The sequence below is a fragment of the Bradyrhizobium sp. CCGE-LA001 genome, assembly GCF_000296215.2.
Taxonomy (GTDB): Bacteria; Pseudomonadota; Alphaproteobacteria; order Rhizobiales; family Xanthobacteraceae; genus Bradyrhizobium.
Genome location: NZ_CP013949.1, coordinates 3,163,521 through 3,182,148 on the forward strand (window position 1 = coordinate 3,163,521; position 18,628 = coordinate 3,182,148).

Consider the following 18,628-nt stretch of genomic DNA (forward strand, 5'->3'; position numbering starts at 1 on the left):
TCGTGGATCGGCGTCAATGCCGATGAAGAGGATCTGAAATGCGCGGACCATCTGCGACGCGAGACACTGACGGACGGGGCCTGCGCGGACTTGCGCATTTCCGTTCGATGTCGCTGCTCTGCGCGATGCAGATGGTCTTCCTCCCGGTGTACAGCGTCCGCGTTCAGGCGCAGACGCCGAACGTCATCATTCCCGACGGCCGCACCGGGACCTCCTTGCAGACCTCCGGCAGCGTGACCAACGTCACGACGTCGACGGTCTCGGGCAACAATGCCTTCAACTCGTTCTCGCAGTTCAGCGTCGGGCAGGGCAACACCGTCAACCTACAACTGCCGACCGGCACGCAGAACCTCGTCAACATCGTTCGCGACGCCCCGGTCTACGTCAACGGCACGCTGAACTCTTACATGAACGGCGCGATCGGCGGTAACGTCTATTTCGCCGATCCCAAGGGCTTCGTGGTCGGCCGCAGCGGCGTGGTCAATGTCGGCAGCCTCAACGTCTCGACGCCGACGCGCGAGTTCAGCGACAGCCTGATCGGCGCGGGCGGGCAGATCAACCAGTCGGCCGTCGGCAACCTCATGGCGGGCTCGTTCCCGGTCTCGCCCGACGGCAACATCCGCATCTATGGCCGCGTCAACGCCCAGGACGGCGTGCGCCTGACCGGGCAGAACGTCTATGTCGGCGGCGCCAGCCAGCGCGACATCGCCAATCTCGACCACGCCGCGAAGTTCGCGGCATCCGTCAATTCCAAGGGCCTGCGCAGTGCCAGCGCCATCACCGTGCGCAACGGCTCGATCCATATTGGCGCGGTCAACAATGCTAGGGTCAACGGGCGCCTGACGGCGCAGAGCAAGAGTGCGACGCCGAGCAACATCACCGTTCAGGCCGGCAACAACATCGATATCGGCAAGAATGCCAAGCTGAGCATCGCCAGCACGGTCGGCAACACGGGCGAAATCCGCCTTAAGGCGGCGCAGAACCTCACCGTGGCGGGCGGCGCCAAGTTCGACGCCAGCGCGAAGACTGGCAATGCCGGCCTCGTCGATTTCAGCGCCAATGGCGTCATTGACGTCGGCCGCGGCGTTGCCGTCAACGTGGCCGCGCCGAACGGCAAGGCCGGCACGCTGCTATTCGATCCGATCGACCTGGTCGTCGGCGACGCCAGCCAGGGCGACACCGGCGTGACGCTGTCGAACAGCTCGATCGCGAATGCGCTGGCCGGACTCAGCGCCGGTGCCGACTACCTCATCCAGGCGGACAATTCGATCACGCTCGCTGCGCACGCGGTGATCGACGCCCGCCGCCTCGACGGCTCCGGCCATTCGACCGGCAACGCCAACAACGTCATCATCGACGCGCCGAACATCGAGATCAAGAACGGCGCGCAGATCCTGGCCCAGTCGGTCAATTTCGGCGGAACGAACTACACCGACGGCAATGTGACGCTGCGGGCCACGGCGAGCGACATCAAGCTGTCCGGGCAGGCCACGGCGGCGACTGCGATCACGGTCGACGGCAAGATCACCGGCGGCACAGTCTCGATCACCGCGACCTCGACCGCGGTATCGAGTTTCCTCGACGGTTCGCCGGTCGGCGCCTTGGCGCTCGTCGGTTCGACGCTGGCCGGCTCGCTGCTGGGCCTCAACGGCGGCTATGTCGCGGCCAGCGCCACCGCAACCATCAACATCAACAGCCATGCCGACATCAACGGCCGCGGCGATGTCACCATTTCCGCCCATGCTTCGGAGACCGCCTCGGATCCGGCGATCGCGTCGACCTTGCTCGGCAGCCTCACGCCGGTCGCGGCCGGCGTGGTCGTTGGCAAGATCGACGGCATCGCCACGACCAACGTGGCCTCGGGCGCGACGATCAATGCCGGCCGCAACCTCGAGATCAAGGCGCTCAATGACGCCACCATCGCCGTCTCTGCGCTCGCGGCATCGACGAGCGCGCAGATCGTGCCGACGGTGGCTTATTCCAAGGGTTCGGTGACCACGATCGCGAACGTCGAGAGCGGCGCGCATATCGCAGCCGGCACGGTGAACACGAGCGGTAGCACGTTGAAGGTGCGCGCGATCAACAACAATTCGTTCTCGACCAGCGCGACGTCGGTTGCGGCACCCGGATTGGGCGCGAGCGGCGGCGTCGGCGGTGCGTTCGCTATCAGCGACATCACGACGTCCGTGACCGCGACGCTCGGCGCATCGCTCGGAACCAGTACGTCCAGCCGGATGAATGCGTCCGTCCTGGTGGAGGCGACGTCCGACACGACGAGCAATTCCACGATGGCTTCGTCGATCGCCGGCCTGCCGGCCCTGATCGCGGCGATCGAGAGAGGGCTGCGCGCCGTCACCGCGCCGACGTCGATCATCCAGGACCACATGTCCTCGCTGGTGCCGCTGAACTTCAATTTCAAGGCCGCGGCCGCGCTTTCCCTCGCCAACAGCTCGCAGAGCGCGACCGCTGCAATCGCTCAGAACCCGAGCGGCGGCGCGCCCAGCATCTATGCCAGCGGCAACGTCGCCGTCGCCAGCAACGTCATCGATCGCGGCGTGCGCAGCAATGCGACCTCCAGCGCGATCACCAAGGACGTGGTCTCCGGCGAGAGCACGGCGATCAGCGCGGCCGTGGCCTGGGGCAATTTCACCCACAATTCCAACGCCTATGTCGGCAGCGGCACACTGATCAACGCGGCGAACATCGCCGTCGATGCCACCACCGAACTGCCGATCACCAACACCTGGCTGAAATGGGACGGGCTCGGCGCGGTGCTGAGCCACCTCAACGGCAGCCTCGGCGTCGGCGGCAACATCCTGACCAGCTATGCCAACGCTACGGCGGATGCGGGCGACACGATCGGTATCGCCGGCTCGCTGAACCATTTCGTCGTGAACAACAACACGACGGCGTGGGTCGCGGGCGGCGCGAGCCTGACGGCGACATGCACGACCGCGGCCTGCGGCAGCAGCTGGTCGGCCGGCATGGACAATGGCGATCTCCACACCTACAACGCCAGCATCCAGATCGCGGCGACCACGACCACGGCGTCGATCGACGCTGCCGGCAATGTCGGCACGCTCGGCTTCCTGACCGGCAACACGTCGGGTGGCTCTTCGGTCGGCGGTGCGCTCAATCTCGTCCAATTCAACACCAACACCATTGCCGGCGTTTCGGATCGCGCGACGGTGCGCGCGGCGGACGACATCGCCGTCAACGCGATCACGTCCGACCAGTTCGTCGCCGTGGCGCCGTCGTCCGGCAAGGCCGCGGGCGCGCTGGCGCTAAACGGCATCACCTCGCTCGGATTCCTGAACAATACGACGCATGCGTCGATCTCGAGCCAGGCCACCGTCTATGCCCCGACCGTCGGCATCCTGGCGCAGCAGGATCTGTCGGTCGTGACGCTTGCCGGCGCGATGAGCCGCAACACGAGCGGAGGTTCGGCGGTTGGATTGGCGGTTGCCTATCTGGGAGCCAATACCGACACCTCCGCCTATATCGGCGATAACCATTCCGACATTCGCCCAGGCCCGTTCAGCGCTAACGATCCGTTTGCAGGCAACAGCGGCGGGAGCGGCGCGGTCAATGTCGACAATCTCACGATCAGCGCGACCACCTCAGGGCGCATCACCGCGGCTGCCGTCGCGGCATCGATCTCGGAGCCGGCGGCCTCCAGCTTCTCCGACAAGGCGGGCGCTGCGGGTGCCGGCGCGACCGGAGGAACCAGCGGCGTGACGACGGCCGCGAGCAAGATCGGCTCGACGTCGGGATCGAGCACCGACGGCTTCAGCATCGATCTGGCCGGAAGTTCGTCGGTGAGCGACGTCTCGCTCGGCACCAGCGCCTATATCAGGAACACGACAGTCAACAAGTACACCACGGCCACCGCTGTCACGACCAACACGATCGTCCAGGCGCTCAACGACACCATGCTCAACAATGGGTCCGGCTCCGCGGCGCTGAATCTGGCCGGAGCGTCCGCTCAGGGCGCTGCGATCGGCGGCGCCATCGCGGCGGCGATGTCCAACAATGCGACGCTCGCCTATATCTACGGCACCACGGTGAACAACCAGAGTTCGGTGACGGTGCAGGCGCTCAATGGCGGCTCGGAGACCGTCGTCGCCATCGGCGTGGCGGGATCGAAAGCCAACGCGGCGGCGCTGTCGGCCTCCGTCGGCATCATCACGGACAGTGCCAACGCCTATATCGAGAGCTCGACGATCACGGGCCAGTCCTCAGGCGTCAACCGCGCGCTCGAGGTCGATGCCTACCAGACCACGAACGTCGCGATCGGCGGCGGCTCGCTTTACATCTCGGGCGGGCAGGCCGGTGTCGGCATCGGGCTGACCTATGCCTCGATCGGCGATCCCACCGGCGGAAACGCGACCGACGCGCATATCCGCAGCAGCTCGATCTCGAACTATGACACGCTGCTGGTGATGGCCGACACCGCCAGCGTGATTGCGGCCGGTGCGGCCTCGGGCGGGGCGGGGTCCAACGGACTCGCCGGCGCGATCGTCGTCAGCGAGATCACGCCGACCACGACCGCGTATATCAACAGCGGCGCGACGGTGAACATCAATGTCGCCCGCGTGACGGTGCTGGCGGACAGCGGCGCCGTGTCGGCGCTGGATACGGCGCTCGGCAACCTCGTCAAGAAGTCGAACAACAATCTTCTCGCCTCGGACACCTGCACCGTCGCCGGCGGCACCGGCGGGCAGAACTGCATCGACTTCAGCGCGGCGGCGCTCAACGACGGGGCGGGTAACGGTCCGGGCGCCAGCATCGTCTCCGTTGCGGGACTGATCCAGGCCGGCAAGAACAATGTCGGCGCCTCGATCGTCTACAACACCATCGCGACCACGCATTCGGCCTATATCGCCAACGTCCTGATGTCGGCGGGCAGCAACGGCAATGTCAGCGTGAGCGCGGTCGATTCCTCGAAGATCCAGGCGGTCACGATCGGCTTTGGTCTTGCGACGGGACAGTTCGCGGGCGTCGGCGGCACCACGATCAGCAGCATCTCCAACACGGTTTCGGCGGCCATCGGCAACAACCTGTCCAGCACGACGCAGTCGACCGTCACGGCCAAAAACATCTCGGTCACCGCGACCGACAACTCCAGCATCACCGGTTCCGCGGCGGTCGCGGGTGCCTCGACGCAGGGTAGCGCCGCGGGCCTGGCCCTGGTCAACAGCAGCATCGCCAACAATGTCAGCGCCGGCGTCACCGGCTCCAAGCTGACGGCCTCGGGCAACGTTGCCGTTGCTGCAAACTCGAACGCCAGCATCTCGACGGTCGCCGTCGGTGTCGCGATGTCCTCGCAGGTGGGACTTGCGGGCTCGGTCGCCACCAATTTGATGGGAACCAACGTTACCGCCAGCATCACCGCCGCCGGCACCAATGGCATCAACGGCGCCGACGTCACCGCCACCAACAATGTCGCCGTAATCGCGGGCAACAACGACAAGGCGGGCGTGTTCGCCGGTGCGGTGTCGATCAGCAAGGGCGCGGCCGGCGGCGCGGGCTCGCTGGTGACCAACCAGATCACCGGGACCACGGCGGCCTATATCAGCGGGGCGAACACCAAGGTCGATGCGCTCGGCACCAGCTCGACCGATACGCTGTCGGTGAACAACGGCACGCTCGTCCATGCCTTCGACCTCGGCACGGCCCATGCACCGACCGACACGGCACCCGATCTCACCGAGAACCAGGACACCGTGCGCGGCCTTGCCGTCATCGCAAGCTCGCACCAGGCGGTCGTGACCAACGTTGCCTCGCTCGCGGCGAGCAGCGGTATTGCCATCATGATCAACCCGATCACCAATGTGATGAGCGGGACGACGAGAGCGTATATCGACAGCGCGGCCATCGACACGCGCCTGACCTCGTCGACGCTGGCGCCGCAGATCGTGGTCGCCGCATCGAGCTTCTCCTATTCTGGCGCGTTCGGCGCAGGCATCGTCCCGCCCACCGGCACCGGTGGCGGCGGCGCCACGGTCATCAGCACGACGATGTCGCGAAGCACTTTCGCTTACATCACCAATTCCACAGTCGGCGGCGTGCAGTCGTCGAGCCCGACGGTCGGTGCCGTCACCGTGAAGGCCAATGCGGAGCAGGATGCGTCGTCGATCGCCGTCGGGTTCAACACCGGCTCGGTCGGGTTGAACGTGTTCCTGGCGACGACGCAAGCCTATGTCGACGGCGGCGCGCTCACGGCCTCGTCACTGACGGTGAATGCCAACAACAATACCGGCATCTTCTCCGCGAACGGCTCGGGGGCCTATGGCAGCCAGGCCGCGATCGGCGCGGCCTTCCTGGTCCAGGTCTCCTCGAACCGGACCCTGGCCTATGTCGGCGACGAATTCGCCTATCACGGCGGCACGACACCACATACGACCGCGCTCAACCTGAGCGGTGCGATGGACGTCCAGGCCAAGACCAAGAACCGCTTCGAAGCCTATGCGATCGGCGGCGCGCTCTCGACGGGAACGGCGGCGATCGCGGGCATGGCGAATATCGAAATCGCCAGCAACACCACCATCGCCGGCGTCTACGACACCACGCTGCAATCGGTGACGGGCGGTGCCGCCGGCGCGGTTACCATCAATGCCAACCAGGACGTGGCGATCAAGGAGATCGCCGGCGCGCTCGCGGTCGGCGCCAGCGGCGCCGGTGTCGGCGTCGGTGCCGCCGCCAACATCATCTCGTTCAAGAGCCAGACCATCGCGGAAAGCCGCAACAGCAACCTGAATTCGTCCGGCGCGATCAACGTCAATGCGCTCAGCACCAAGGAAGTGCTGTCCTATGCGGTGACCGCCGGAATCGGCGGCAGCGTCGGCATCGGTGCGACCGTCGGCGTCATCATCATCGGCACCAACACCGCCGATCCCGATACGCAGGGGCAGCAGACCGGCCAGCTCAATCAGGGCGGCAACGGAACGATCGCAGCGGTGAACGCGCGGACCAACACCGCGCAAGGCAGCAATGCGGTCGCGAGCGGGACGGCTGGCAATCCGAACAGTGCCAACGTGACGTCGACCTACAACGTCAGCAGCGTGCTCACGGGCGGCGATGACGGCGTCACCGCGCAGATCGCCGGCGGCAACGTCACGGGCACGCAAGTCAATGTCGGCGCCACCAGCGCCAACGCGGCCAAGATGTACCTGCTCGGCGCCGGCTTTGCCAAGAATGTCGGCATCGGCGCGGGCATCGGCTACACCAGCGTCAACAGCAGCTTGCTGGCCAATCTGAGCGCGATCGTGTCCGCGCCCTCCGTGACCGTCGCGGCGGTCGTCAAGGATGCCAACACCGGACCCTACGCCGGCAAGACCATCGACACCGAAGCGATCGCGGGCGGCGCGGCGCTTTACTTCGGAGCGCAGGCTGCCGTGGCGTTCGGCAATGTCACCAACACCGTGACGGCCCAGCTCGGCGGCCAGGTCACCGGCACGGGAGGCACCGGCGTCGCCGTCATGGCGCAGGATTCCTCGACCCAGGTCGTTTTCACGGGCGGCGTCACCGCCGGTGCCGCGGCGGTCGGCGCCTCGGTCGCAACGGCTGGACGGTCGAGCTCGGTCGCGGCGAAGGTCCTGGACGACGCCACCGTCAATACCTCGACGCTGGCGGTGGGCGCAGCTGGAGCCGGCAAGTTGTCGACGACTGCAACGGCGCTGGGCGGAGGCATCCTCGCCGGCGTCGGCGCGGATGCGGAGGCGCACGAGAATTCGAGCGTGACCGCCGAGATCGGCACGGGTTCCTCGATCACGACGTCCGCGACCGGTGTTGGCACGCTGGTGACGGCATCGATCACGCCCAATCTGTCGAGCGAGGCGATCGGCGTCTCGGTGGGTGGTGGTGCGGTCGGCGTCGCCATCGCACAGTCGACGGTCGGAGCGACCGTCACAGCCGATGTCGGCGACAACGCCATCTTCTCGGGCGGCGCGCTGGGCGTGACCGCGATGGCGCTCGTCCCCATCATCGGTACGCAGACCAACACCGACGGAACTACGACGACGATCTATGGCACGACGACCTATGCCAAGGCGCTCGCCGGTGGCGGCGGCTCGCTGATCGGCGCGCAGGGCAGCTACGCGAAGGCTTCCCAGAACGCGACCGTCAGCGCATATGGCGGCACGGCGATCGAGCTTCCGAACGCCGATGTGCTCATCGCGGCTCAGAACGACAGCGCTCAATACGCCGAGGCGACCGGCCTTTCGACCGGGTTCCTGGCGCTGGGTGCGACCGTCGCGCAGACGTCCTCGAACGCGCACACCTACGCCTATCTCGGCGCGCCCGCGGACATGGATACCCTGAACCACGAGAACTACACCGGCATCCTTCAGATCACCGCCACGGGCAAGGATACCAACGTCTCCAACGCGACGGTCGGTGCGGGCGGCACCTATGCCGGCGCCGCGGCCGTCGCCACGACCAGTTCGACCGCGGTCACCAATGCGCGGTTCGACGGCGGTACCACCGACGACACGCTCTATTTCGGCGGCCTGAGCGTCAAAGCCACGCACACCACCAACTATGCCGCCAGCGGCGACGCCTACCAGGCGTCCACGGCCGGCGTCTCCGCGGGCAAGGCGCAGAATGACGTCACCTCGACCACCACCGCCGAGATCGGAACGCATCTGATCATCAACACGGATGGCGGCGATATCGTCGTCATCTCCAACGACATCGTCAATCAGGCGGGCGGCGGCGCGCGTTCGGGCTCCGGTGGCTCGTTCTCAGGCGCGGCTGCGCTGAGCGACTCCACTGTCACCCAGACCGTCACCACCAATATCGGCGCCGGGACGATCCTGAGCCTCAACGGTGACCCCCGCACGTCGATCGGCGTGATCGATATCGAGGCCTACAACACGCTGAACGCCAGGGACACGGCGAGCCTCGCCACGGCCAGCTTCTTCGCCGGCGGCGGCGCCGAATCCAACATGACGGCGAACGCCACGCTGGCGGTCAACATCCATGCCCGGGAGCTGTTCAGCGTCGGCAAGATCTTCATCGGCACGGCGGCGAAGATGGCCGCGTCCAACAACGCCAACGCCAGCCTCTACGGCGCGATCGCCGGCGTCGGTGCCAGCACCAACACCTGGGTCCACGCCAACCAGGACGTCACCGTCGACAGCGGCACGACGATCCAGGCCTGGCGCGACATCAACATCTTTGCCGGCATGTCGGGCGACACCATCACCTTCAGCAGCATCCAGGCGACGGCGACGACGGTCGTCTACAACAACACCGCCATTCCGATCTCGACCCTCTACCGCGGCACGGCCAATGCCGGCGGCGACAGCAGCCTGACGCTGGCCGACGGCTCGCGCGTGCTCGGCGTGCGCGACATCTATCTGGGAGCGACGCAGGGGCAGGTGACCGCGACCGGCAACGGCAGCAATTACAATCCATATCTGGACATCTTCAGCGCCAAGAACAGCGACAATCACAGCCACACCAGCGGTACCGGCGATGTCGCGCTCAACGGCCTGGTGGTGGCCGGCATCAACAACGACGTGCTCATCACGATCGATCTCGGTGCAAGCGCGCCGACCCTGAGCACGACGAGCCCGTATTCGTCGCTGTCATCCACGCTCGAATACGTCGCCGACGTCGATCACTTCAGCCCGGTGAAGAGCTGGAACCACCAGACGGTCCAGTACACCATCGTCGGCGGCTTCAATCCCTATCAGAACATCGTGAACCAGCTCGGCACGCTGACCGGCCTGACCGATGCGCAGATCCGGACCGCGCTCGCGGCGTCGACGTCCACACATCCCGCCACGATGACGCCGTCCGGGGCCGATCCGACCGGGGATATCCAGCGCCAGATCAACGCGTTGATCCAGCAGGCGCCATATACCTCTGATGCCGGCGGCAATGCCTTCGCTTTCGGCGACATGCTCGTGTCCGCAGGCAACGTTTCTATCCTGGCGCAGAGGCTGACCGGAAACAGTCTCGCCGGTCACTCGGCGCCAGCGGTCATCGCGCGCGGCTCGGCGACGATCAAGGTCGAGAACCGCGGCCTCGACTTCATGGACTTTGCGAACCTCACGGTCACCAACGTGACCGGCGGCAACATCACCTATCGCCAGATCGACCATGTCGACCCGGATTCGCATTCCAACGTGACCTTCACTGCCATGCCGAGCGCGACGCCGATCATCGACATCTCGGCGACCTACAACCGCGTCGATCCCAGCACCGGGCTCGGCGTCGACGACAACGGCAACCAGCTGACCCGCAAGCCCGACATCTACTTCGACGGCCTCGTCACTAACGAGAACGGCCTGCTCAAGATCACCAGCCAGCTCGGCAGCGTCGTGGCGTCGCAGTCGCTCAATGCCGCGACCATCCAGATGGTAGCGCCCAACGGCTCGTTCATCTTCCTCGGCGGTATCGGCAGCTTCTACAACTCCAACCACGACGTCACCGCGCAATGGGCCGGTGTCCAGTACAAGCCGGCCGCCAACGACACGCTGACAGCGGTCATGGCGGCGGCGACCTTCCTCGGCGCCTATGGCGATTACGCGTACAGTCCGCATATCGGCGCTGGCGGCAATCACCCGTATTTCTATTACTGCTGCGTCGACGGCAACACCGGCGTTCAGCAAACGGCCGCCAACAGCACGGTCTTCACCGCGCGCATGCTGATGACCTATTACGACGGCCTGTCGCTCTATTCGGCGATCTTCCTGCCGATGGGCAACGGCACGCCCAACGGAGGCGGCGGCAGCGTCGGCAGCCCCGCGACGCTTGCAGCAATGGAAGGACCGACGGTCCAGCCGATCGTCACCGCGCCCTGGGAACGGGACACCTATGCCGGCCAGGGCGTCTTCAGCAACACGACTTACGATTACACCACGACATCTACGGATGCCCAGGGCAACACCGTCACCACCAACCACACGGCCAAGTTCTTCTCGCCGTTCCATTGCTCGGGTTGCTCGGCCTATTTCCAGGTCGTCAATATCCAGAACGACGTGATCACGCCGAGAACTGCGAACACCAACGCGATCACGAACTGGGCCTCGACCACGCCCTCGGGATACCAGAACCCGGCGAACGCGCCCTTCATCCTCGGCCAAGCGATCATCATCTCGGCCGGCGTCATCAACGTCAACGGCCTGATCCAGAGCGGCACGAGCAGCAATTACTCGGTCGACATCGGCAGCGGCGCGTTGTCCGCCATCAACGACCTCAAGAGCAACAGCGCGGCCTTTGCCCAGGCCCAGGCCAACGCGCGGAACGGCAGCTATTACGACATCACGGCAGCTGCCGCGCCGCTGGTCGCCAGCGATATCAAGATCGGCGTGCGGTACAACGCGCTCACCGACCGGATCCTCGTGAACGGCGTGGTGCAGGGCTCCGGCGGCTACGTCTATCTGAACGGCAAGATCATCTCGACGTCGACCGACGGCACCTCCCAGGGCACGATCGCGGTCAAGGGCGGTGCAGGTACGATCACGGTCAACAACACAACCGGCCTCCAGCTCGTCACCAACACCATCAACACCGGCGTCAGCGCGCCCAGCGTGATCCAGATCGTCGATCAGCTTCAGCAGCAGACGACGTGGTACGTCTACAATCCGTCCGCGTCGGGTGGACAGCAGGTGTCGACGTACAGGACGGCCGGCGTCAATGCGAGCGCTTACACCGGTGCGATGTTGACCGGCATGAGCGGAACGGCGGGCATCCAGTACGCCGTCAAGCCCAACATGTACTATCAGTGGGTCGACACGGCGACGCTCGATCGTCCGGTGACCAGCACGCAGTTCGACTATGGCTGGCACTACACGCCGAATGCGGCGACCGGAGAGAACTGGACCCGCACCATCAGCCTGGTCGAGAACGTGATGCAGGCCACGGGCGCGGGCGGCAACACCGGCCAATTGCAGACCGCCAATTTCCAGGAAGTGATCACGGCGACCGGCAGCTATCATGGCGGCGGCTACAACACGACCGCTGACAAGTGCTGCGGTGCGGATACCCAATTCAATTGGTATCAGCAGATCTACGATCACCTGACCCTGACGCTGACCAACACAGTCAAGGCGTCGAACCCGATCAACATCCAGTTCAGCGGCGGCGGTGCGAGCACGGTCAATGTCAGCTCGAACTCCGGAATCGTCATCAACGGGCCGATCAACAACCTCTCGGGTGATACGACGGTCATCGCTACCGGCGCCAATTCGGCCATCACATCAGGCGCGAGCGCCAACAACCCGATGATCTCGGGCAAGAACGTCACGCTGCAGGCCGATGGCGGCATCGGTTCGCTCGGCGCGAACGGCGTTCCCGTCCAGGTGCAGGTCTACGGCGGCAATCTGACCGCCCGCTCAATCGATCGCGACATCGCGATCGCGGCCGTCGGCTCGCTCTCGATCAACCAGGTCGCCGTCAATTCGGGTGTCTCCGGCCGCGCGCCGCAGGGCAGCGTCTTCATCTCGGCGACCGGCGACATCAACTCGGCGGCCGCCTACAACGTCGCCACGCCGGTCGTGATCGGCAAGAATGTCGAGATCAACTCCAGCGCCGGCGCGATCGGCGCGACCAGCGCCGTCGTCAACGGCGCCTCCACCCTGACCAACATCAATCCTCTGGTGATCCAGGCGACCGGCACCACGCAGACCAACGGCACCGTCGACGGCGGCGTGCTCGACAGCGCTTCGGCCACCGGCACCTACATCGTCCAGTCCAAGGGCGACCTGCGCCTCGGCACGATCCAGTCGACCGGCGGCCCGGTCTTCCTGGAAGCCGCCGGATCCGACGGCAACCAGGCCAGCATCCTCAACGGCCGGGCGGCGGTCGGTCTCACCCCGGCGCAGAGCCAGCATCTCCAGGATGTCTGGACGAGCCTCGACCTGCTGAGCGGCAATGCCGCCACCAACGCCGTCAACAGCTACCAGTCGATGGTGACGTCTGCCTATAACGACTACTTCCAGCTCAAGAACATCGCGTTCCCGAACGGCAGCACCTACGCTCCGACCTCGGTGGGGCAGACGGTGCTGCGGGCGCAGGTCGCGGCCAAGCTCGGCATCGATCCCGCCAATGTCACCGCGACGCAGATGAAGACCGAGGCCACGACGCGGTTCCTGCGGGATCAGTTCCTGCTCGGCCAGATCACCACCGACCAGCTCAAGAGCTCGCTGACGACTTTGCTCGGCAGCGCGCCCACAGATCCGCTGGGGACGCTGTTCGGCAGCTCGCTGTCGTCGACCCTGTTCACCAAGCTGTTCGACGGTGTCTCGACGGCCAATCAGCGCCTGCCGAGCAACGCGGCGCTGCAGACCGCGCTCAATGCCTACAATGCGAGTTACAGTTACACGCTCGCGTCGACCGAGCGGGTCTACGGCATCATCACCGCGGGCTCGCAGTGGACGCAGAGCCAGCTCGCCTACACGGTGTCGTCGTCGGCCGTCGGCGCGGCTCCACCGCCGATCGACGACAACGTCGTCGCCAATGTCAGCGCCAATCAGATCATGCTCTACGCGCCGCGCGGCTCGGTCGGCAATTCGGCCGCGCCCCAGACCTTCACCTTCACCAGCGTCGATTCCTCCTCGCTGACGCCGGAGCAGAGAGGCTTGCTGGCGACGGCCGGTCCCGGCCAGCTCACCGTCGGAGCAGTGACCGACCCGACCACCCATGTCACGACCTATACGGTTAGCCTGTCGCAGCAGAACCTGGTCGTCGTCGACAACCCGATCGCGATCTCGGCCAAGGCGCTGACCAACATTTATCTCGGCAGCAAGAACAGCCTCGCGCTCGGTGGCGTCACCGCGAATTACGGCCCGATCACGGCCGCTCAGGCCAACGGCATCCAGGTGACCGGCCGCGGCGACGTCAAGCTCGACGCCGTGACGAGCGTCTTCGCCAATGCGAGCGGGGCCGTGATTTCGGGTGACATCAGCAACCTGACCCTGATTGCCGAGCGCGGCAATGTCGGCTCCAGTTCGAACGCGCTCCAGATCGCGTTCGCCGATCCCGGCAACGACCAGCTCGACCAGGTTTCGTCGGCGCAGGGCATCTATGTGAAGCAGACCACCGGCGATCTCATTCTCGGCAACATCTCCGCCGGCAATGCGATCCAGCTCGCCGCGACCGGCAGCATTTACGCCGAAGCCGGCTTCACGGACCGCAGCGCGATCCACATCCTTGGCACCGACCTCGACCTGCGCGCCGGCGGCCATATCGGCTTCAACGGCTCGACCTTTCAGCCGCTGCAGGTGAACATCTCGGGCACCGTGACCGGCTCGGCCGTCGGCGACCTCAGCCTCCTCGCCGTCACCGGCGACCTCGTGGTCGGCAGCAGCGGTCCCAACGGAACGCTGACCGCCGGCGGCGCTCTGACGCTGAACGTTTCGCGCGGCGCGCTCACCGTCAATGCCGACATCACCAGCGTCGGCCTGATGCAGCTGCTCGCCAACCGCGGCATGACCCTTGCGGCCGGCACCAGCGCGGCGCCGGTGGTCGCGACCAGCAGCTCCGGTGGCGTCACGCTGGTCGCCGCGACGCTGTCGATGGGTGCCTATTCGGCCATCAATGCCGCCGGACTGATCTCGGTGACCACGACGGGTGATGCGACCATCGGCCAGCTGAACTCGGCACTGTCCTATGCGGCTGCCTCTAACGCGCCCTCGGTCATCGTGACCGCCGGCGGCGTCGCCTCGCTGGGCGCGATCGTCGACAATGGCGACGGCCAGACCAAGTTCGTGGCGTCCGGCGCGGGCGCCGAAGTGTCGCTGAGCGCATCGAACGGCATCGGCAATGCCACGAGCCGGTTCGTTCTCAGCGCCGCGCGGCTGTCGGCGAGCACGAGCGCGGGCGACATCTACGTCAAGGTTCTCACCGACACCGAGGCGAGCCTGTTGTCGGCAGCGAGGGGCAGCGTGGACATCATCGGCACGGGCGGCCTGACGCTCGACCAGGTGGTGGCGGGCACGGCGGCCGGGGCGAGCGGCAGGTCCAGCGCCGTCGCGAACAACGGCAGCATCGTCATCGGCACCGCCGAGAGCAGCGGCTCGCAGACGGTCCATGCCACCCAGAACGTGACGTTCAAATCGCTCGCGACCACCGGCAATGCCGGCGATACGGGCAACATCAACGTCACCGCGGACAACGGCTTCATCCTGGCGCAGACGGTGACGTCGGGCGGCGTGACCACGTTGGGCTCGCTTTCCGCCCACGGCTCGGCGACGCTGCTGGCGGCCACGACCATCAGCGGCAACACACTCGCGGCCACGACCGGCTCGGGTCTGTTGACGGCGACCGGCCCGATCAACTGGAACACGCTCAATGTCGGCACGACGCTGGGCGCGACGGCGAGCCAGGGCGGCATCACCTTCCAGACCGCGCAGAGCGGGGGCACGCAGACCATTCACGCCCGCGACAACGTCATCTTCAACGCGCTCACGGCAACCGGCATCAATGGCGATGCCGGCAACATCAACGTCACCGCCGACATCGGCTTCATCCTGGCGCAGACGGTGACGTCTGGCGGCGCGACCACGCTCGGCTCGGTCTCGGCCCATGGTTCGGCGCGGCTGGTCGCGGCGGGCGCCAACACCGGTCGCAGCCTCACGACCTCGACCGGCAACGCGGTTCTCAGCGGAACGGTCGTCAACTGGGACAATCTCAACGTCGGCGGCCCGCTCGACTTTACCGCGACGGCCGGCGCGATCACCGTTGGCACCGCCATCAGCGGCGGCACCCAGACCCTGCACGCCGTGAACGACATCGTCTTCAGTCAGCTCACGACCACAGGCATCCCGGGCGATGCCGGCGACATCGACCTGCGCTCCACTACGGGTGCGATCCGCGGCGGATCGATCTCCGCCAACGGCGACACGCATTTCGTCTCGGCGGGCCCGGTCTCGCTCGACAGGATCAGGGGCAACACTATCAAGCTGACCTCGCCAGGTGACCTGACCATCGGCTGGGTCAGCGTCGTGAAGGAGCTCGACCTCGCGGCCGATACGATCAACGTCAAGGGCGAGCAGATTCGATCGACGCCGCAGATCCCGCTGATCATGAACATCACTGGTTATAATGGTGGCGTCGCGAAATCCGCCAACGTCTCGATCGACCCCGAGCACATCATCATCAACCAGTTCAGGGCCGTGGATGCGACCTTCTGGACCGATGCGCCCGCCGTCTCCATCATCAACGGCTACATTCCGGGCCAGCTGATGCTGACCACCGCGAACGCGCAGGTGCTGCTCAACAACCGCTCGCCGGCGCCGTCCAATTGGCCTGCGCTCCAGCTCTACCAGCCGGGCGGCGTGTTCACGATGAGCCAGACCGGCAATGCCAATGTCAGCAACGCCTATGTGGTGTTCTACACCGGCAACATCTCGGCGACCGTGACCAATTACGGTTCGACCCACACCTGCTGCTACGACTTCACCGGGGCCAGCATGGTGCGCAACATCTCGGTCGACGGCGAGGGCACCGAGAGCATCGAGACCTGGCTCGCGAAGAAGGACGGCGGAACGTTCTATCTGCTCGGCCTCTCCGGCCAGGCGCGGTTAGATGCGCTGCTGACGCCGCGTCCGGTCGAGACCGTCGGCGCCGGCCCCGCCGTCAACATCGAGGGGCTCAGCGACATGCGCAAGCTGCGCCAGAAGGGACAGCGTGCGGGACGTCCCGGCTGGAAGGATGCGGCGATCGAAACAGTGAAGCCGGCAATCGGTCGCCTGGCAGAGGCATGGTGACGGGCTTGGGCATGCGGATTCTGGGGGCAGCATTGGCGGTCGGGCTGGCAGCATCCTGCATCGCCTCCGCGCGCGCCCAGTCGATCAACCCCGGCGTGATCCAGAACGATATCGACCGGCAGCGGCGGCAGCTTGAGCAGCAGAGCGCGCCGCCCAAGCTCACCGGGCCGGCGGTGATCGGCGGCGAGCGGGAAAAGTCCCAGCTCCTGAAGCCTGGCGGGCCGAAATTCCGCCTGCGCAAGGTCACCTTCGACGAGTCCAAGTTCATCACGCCCGCGGAGCTGGACGAGATCGCGAGGAAATATGTCGGCAAGGATGTCGACATCGCCGCGCTGTTGCAGCTCGTCGCCGACATCAACGCCGTCTACGCCGCGCGCGGGATCGTCACGGGCATCGCGACGCTGCCGGATCAGGACGCCAAGGGCGGCGTCGTCCGCGTCAAGCTCACTGAAGGCCGACTCCAGAAGACGACCGTCGAGGGCAACAAGCAAACCCGCACCGACTACATCCTCGATCGCGTGAAGGAGCCCGAAGGCGAGGTCCTGGACGTTCCCAAGCTCAATCGAGACGTGATCTGGTTCAACCGCACCAATGACGTGCAGATCAAGGCGCTGCTCCAGCCCGGCACGAGCTTCGGCCTGACCGACCTGCAGTTCGCTGTGATCGAGCCGCCGGTCGACACCTGGCAGCTCTTCGTCGACAACCAGGGCGTGGAGAACACCGGCCGCTGGCAAGGCGGCACCTTCTACAAGCGTCACGGTCTGTTCGGCGTCGACGACCGCCTGACCTTCTACGGGGTCCGCTCCGACGGCAATCTCAACGGCAACGCAGCCTACAGTATTCCGGTCAATCCCTGGGGCGGGCGCGTCGGCGTCAGCTACACCGAAGGCAAGATCAAGATCATTCAGGGGCCGTTCGTCGCGCTCGACGTCACCGGACGCTCGAGCCAGGCCTCAGTCAATTTCAGTCAACCGGTCTGGGTGACGCAGGACTGGCTGGTGCTGGTCAACGCCGCCCTGACCGAAGGCAAGACGGTGAGCCGCTTCGCCACGGTCGCCGTCACCGACGATCACTATGACAGGTCCACCGCCGGCGTCTCCGTGACCAAGTCCGGCAACGCCTATTCGATCACCGTTTCGCCCGCCGTGAACTACATCGAATGGCAGGATCACGTGCTGGGCGGCAACCGCACGTTCAATACCTATACCGGCTCGTTGCTCGCAACCAGCGCCGCGGGCCCGGCGAATTTCAGCGCCAATGTGCTGGCAAGCTGGCAGTACACCCAGGAGAAGCTGCTGCCCGGCAGCCAGATATTCTCGATCGGCGGCCCTACCACCGTGCGCGGCTATCCCTCCAACTCGGCGTCCGGCGACAGCGGCTATTATTTCAACGCCGAGCTGCACTACAATTGGTCGCAATGGCTGAGGGGTTTCGACACCTACGTCTTCACGGATTGGGGCGCGGTGTACTCGACATTCCCCGGGGTCACCGAGCTCGCTTCGGTCGGCGTCGGCTTCTCCTGGACCTACATGCCGGGCATGACCTTCGAGGCGAATTACGCGACGCCGCTGAAGATGGCGGTCTCGACCCAGAACCATTACGAGGCCTATGGCCGCATCATCTTCCGGCCGTTGCTGATGTTCCAGAAGGAAATCCCCGCGCCCGTGGCGACGGTGGACGGCAGAAGCAAGTCGTAGCTGCGGGCCACGCCGCACACTCCGCGATCATTGCACGACAGTCTCGATCTCGTGCCCCGGACGCAGCGCAGCGCCTCTTCGGCGGTGCGCTGCAGAGCCGGGGCCCATGCAGCGGCAAGTGCCAGTCTCCTGGGTCCCGGCTCTGCGGAGCGTCACTGCGTGCCGCACCGCGTCCGGGACACGAACACCGTGGCTCGACGACGGATTGTG

2 protein-coding genes are annotated in these 18,628 nt (G+C 65.8%); both read left to right on the forward strand.

What is annotated here, in order from left to right; genetic code table 11:
* Positions 1 to 38 precede the first annotated feature (38 nt).
* Complete coding sequence (locus BCCGELA001_RS14685) at positions 39 to 16,721, forward strand: leukotoxin LktA family filamentous adhesin (protein WP_060735632.1); 16,683 nt, start codon at positions 39 to 41, stop codon at positions 16,719 to 16,721.
* A gap of 11 nt (positions 16,722 to 16,732) precedes the next feature.
* Positions 16,733 to 18,418, forward strand: coding sequence for a ShlB/FhaC/HecB family hemolysin secretion/activation protein (locus tag BCCGELA001_RS14690; RefSeq protein WP_060737657.1), 1,686 nt, complete (start codon positions 16,733 to 16,735; stop codon positions 18,416 to 18,418).
* Positions 18,419 to 18,628 lie beyond the last annotated feature (210 nt).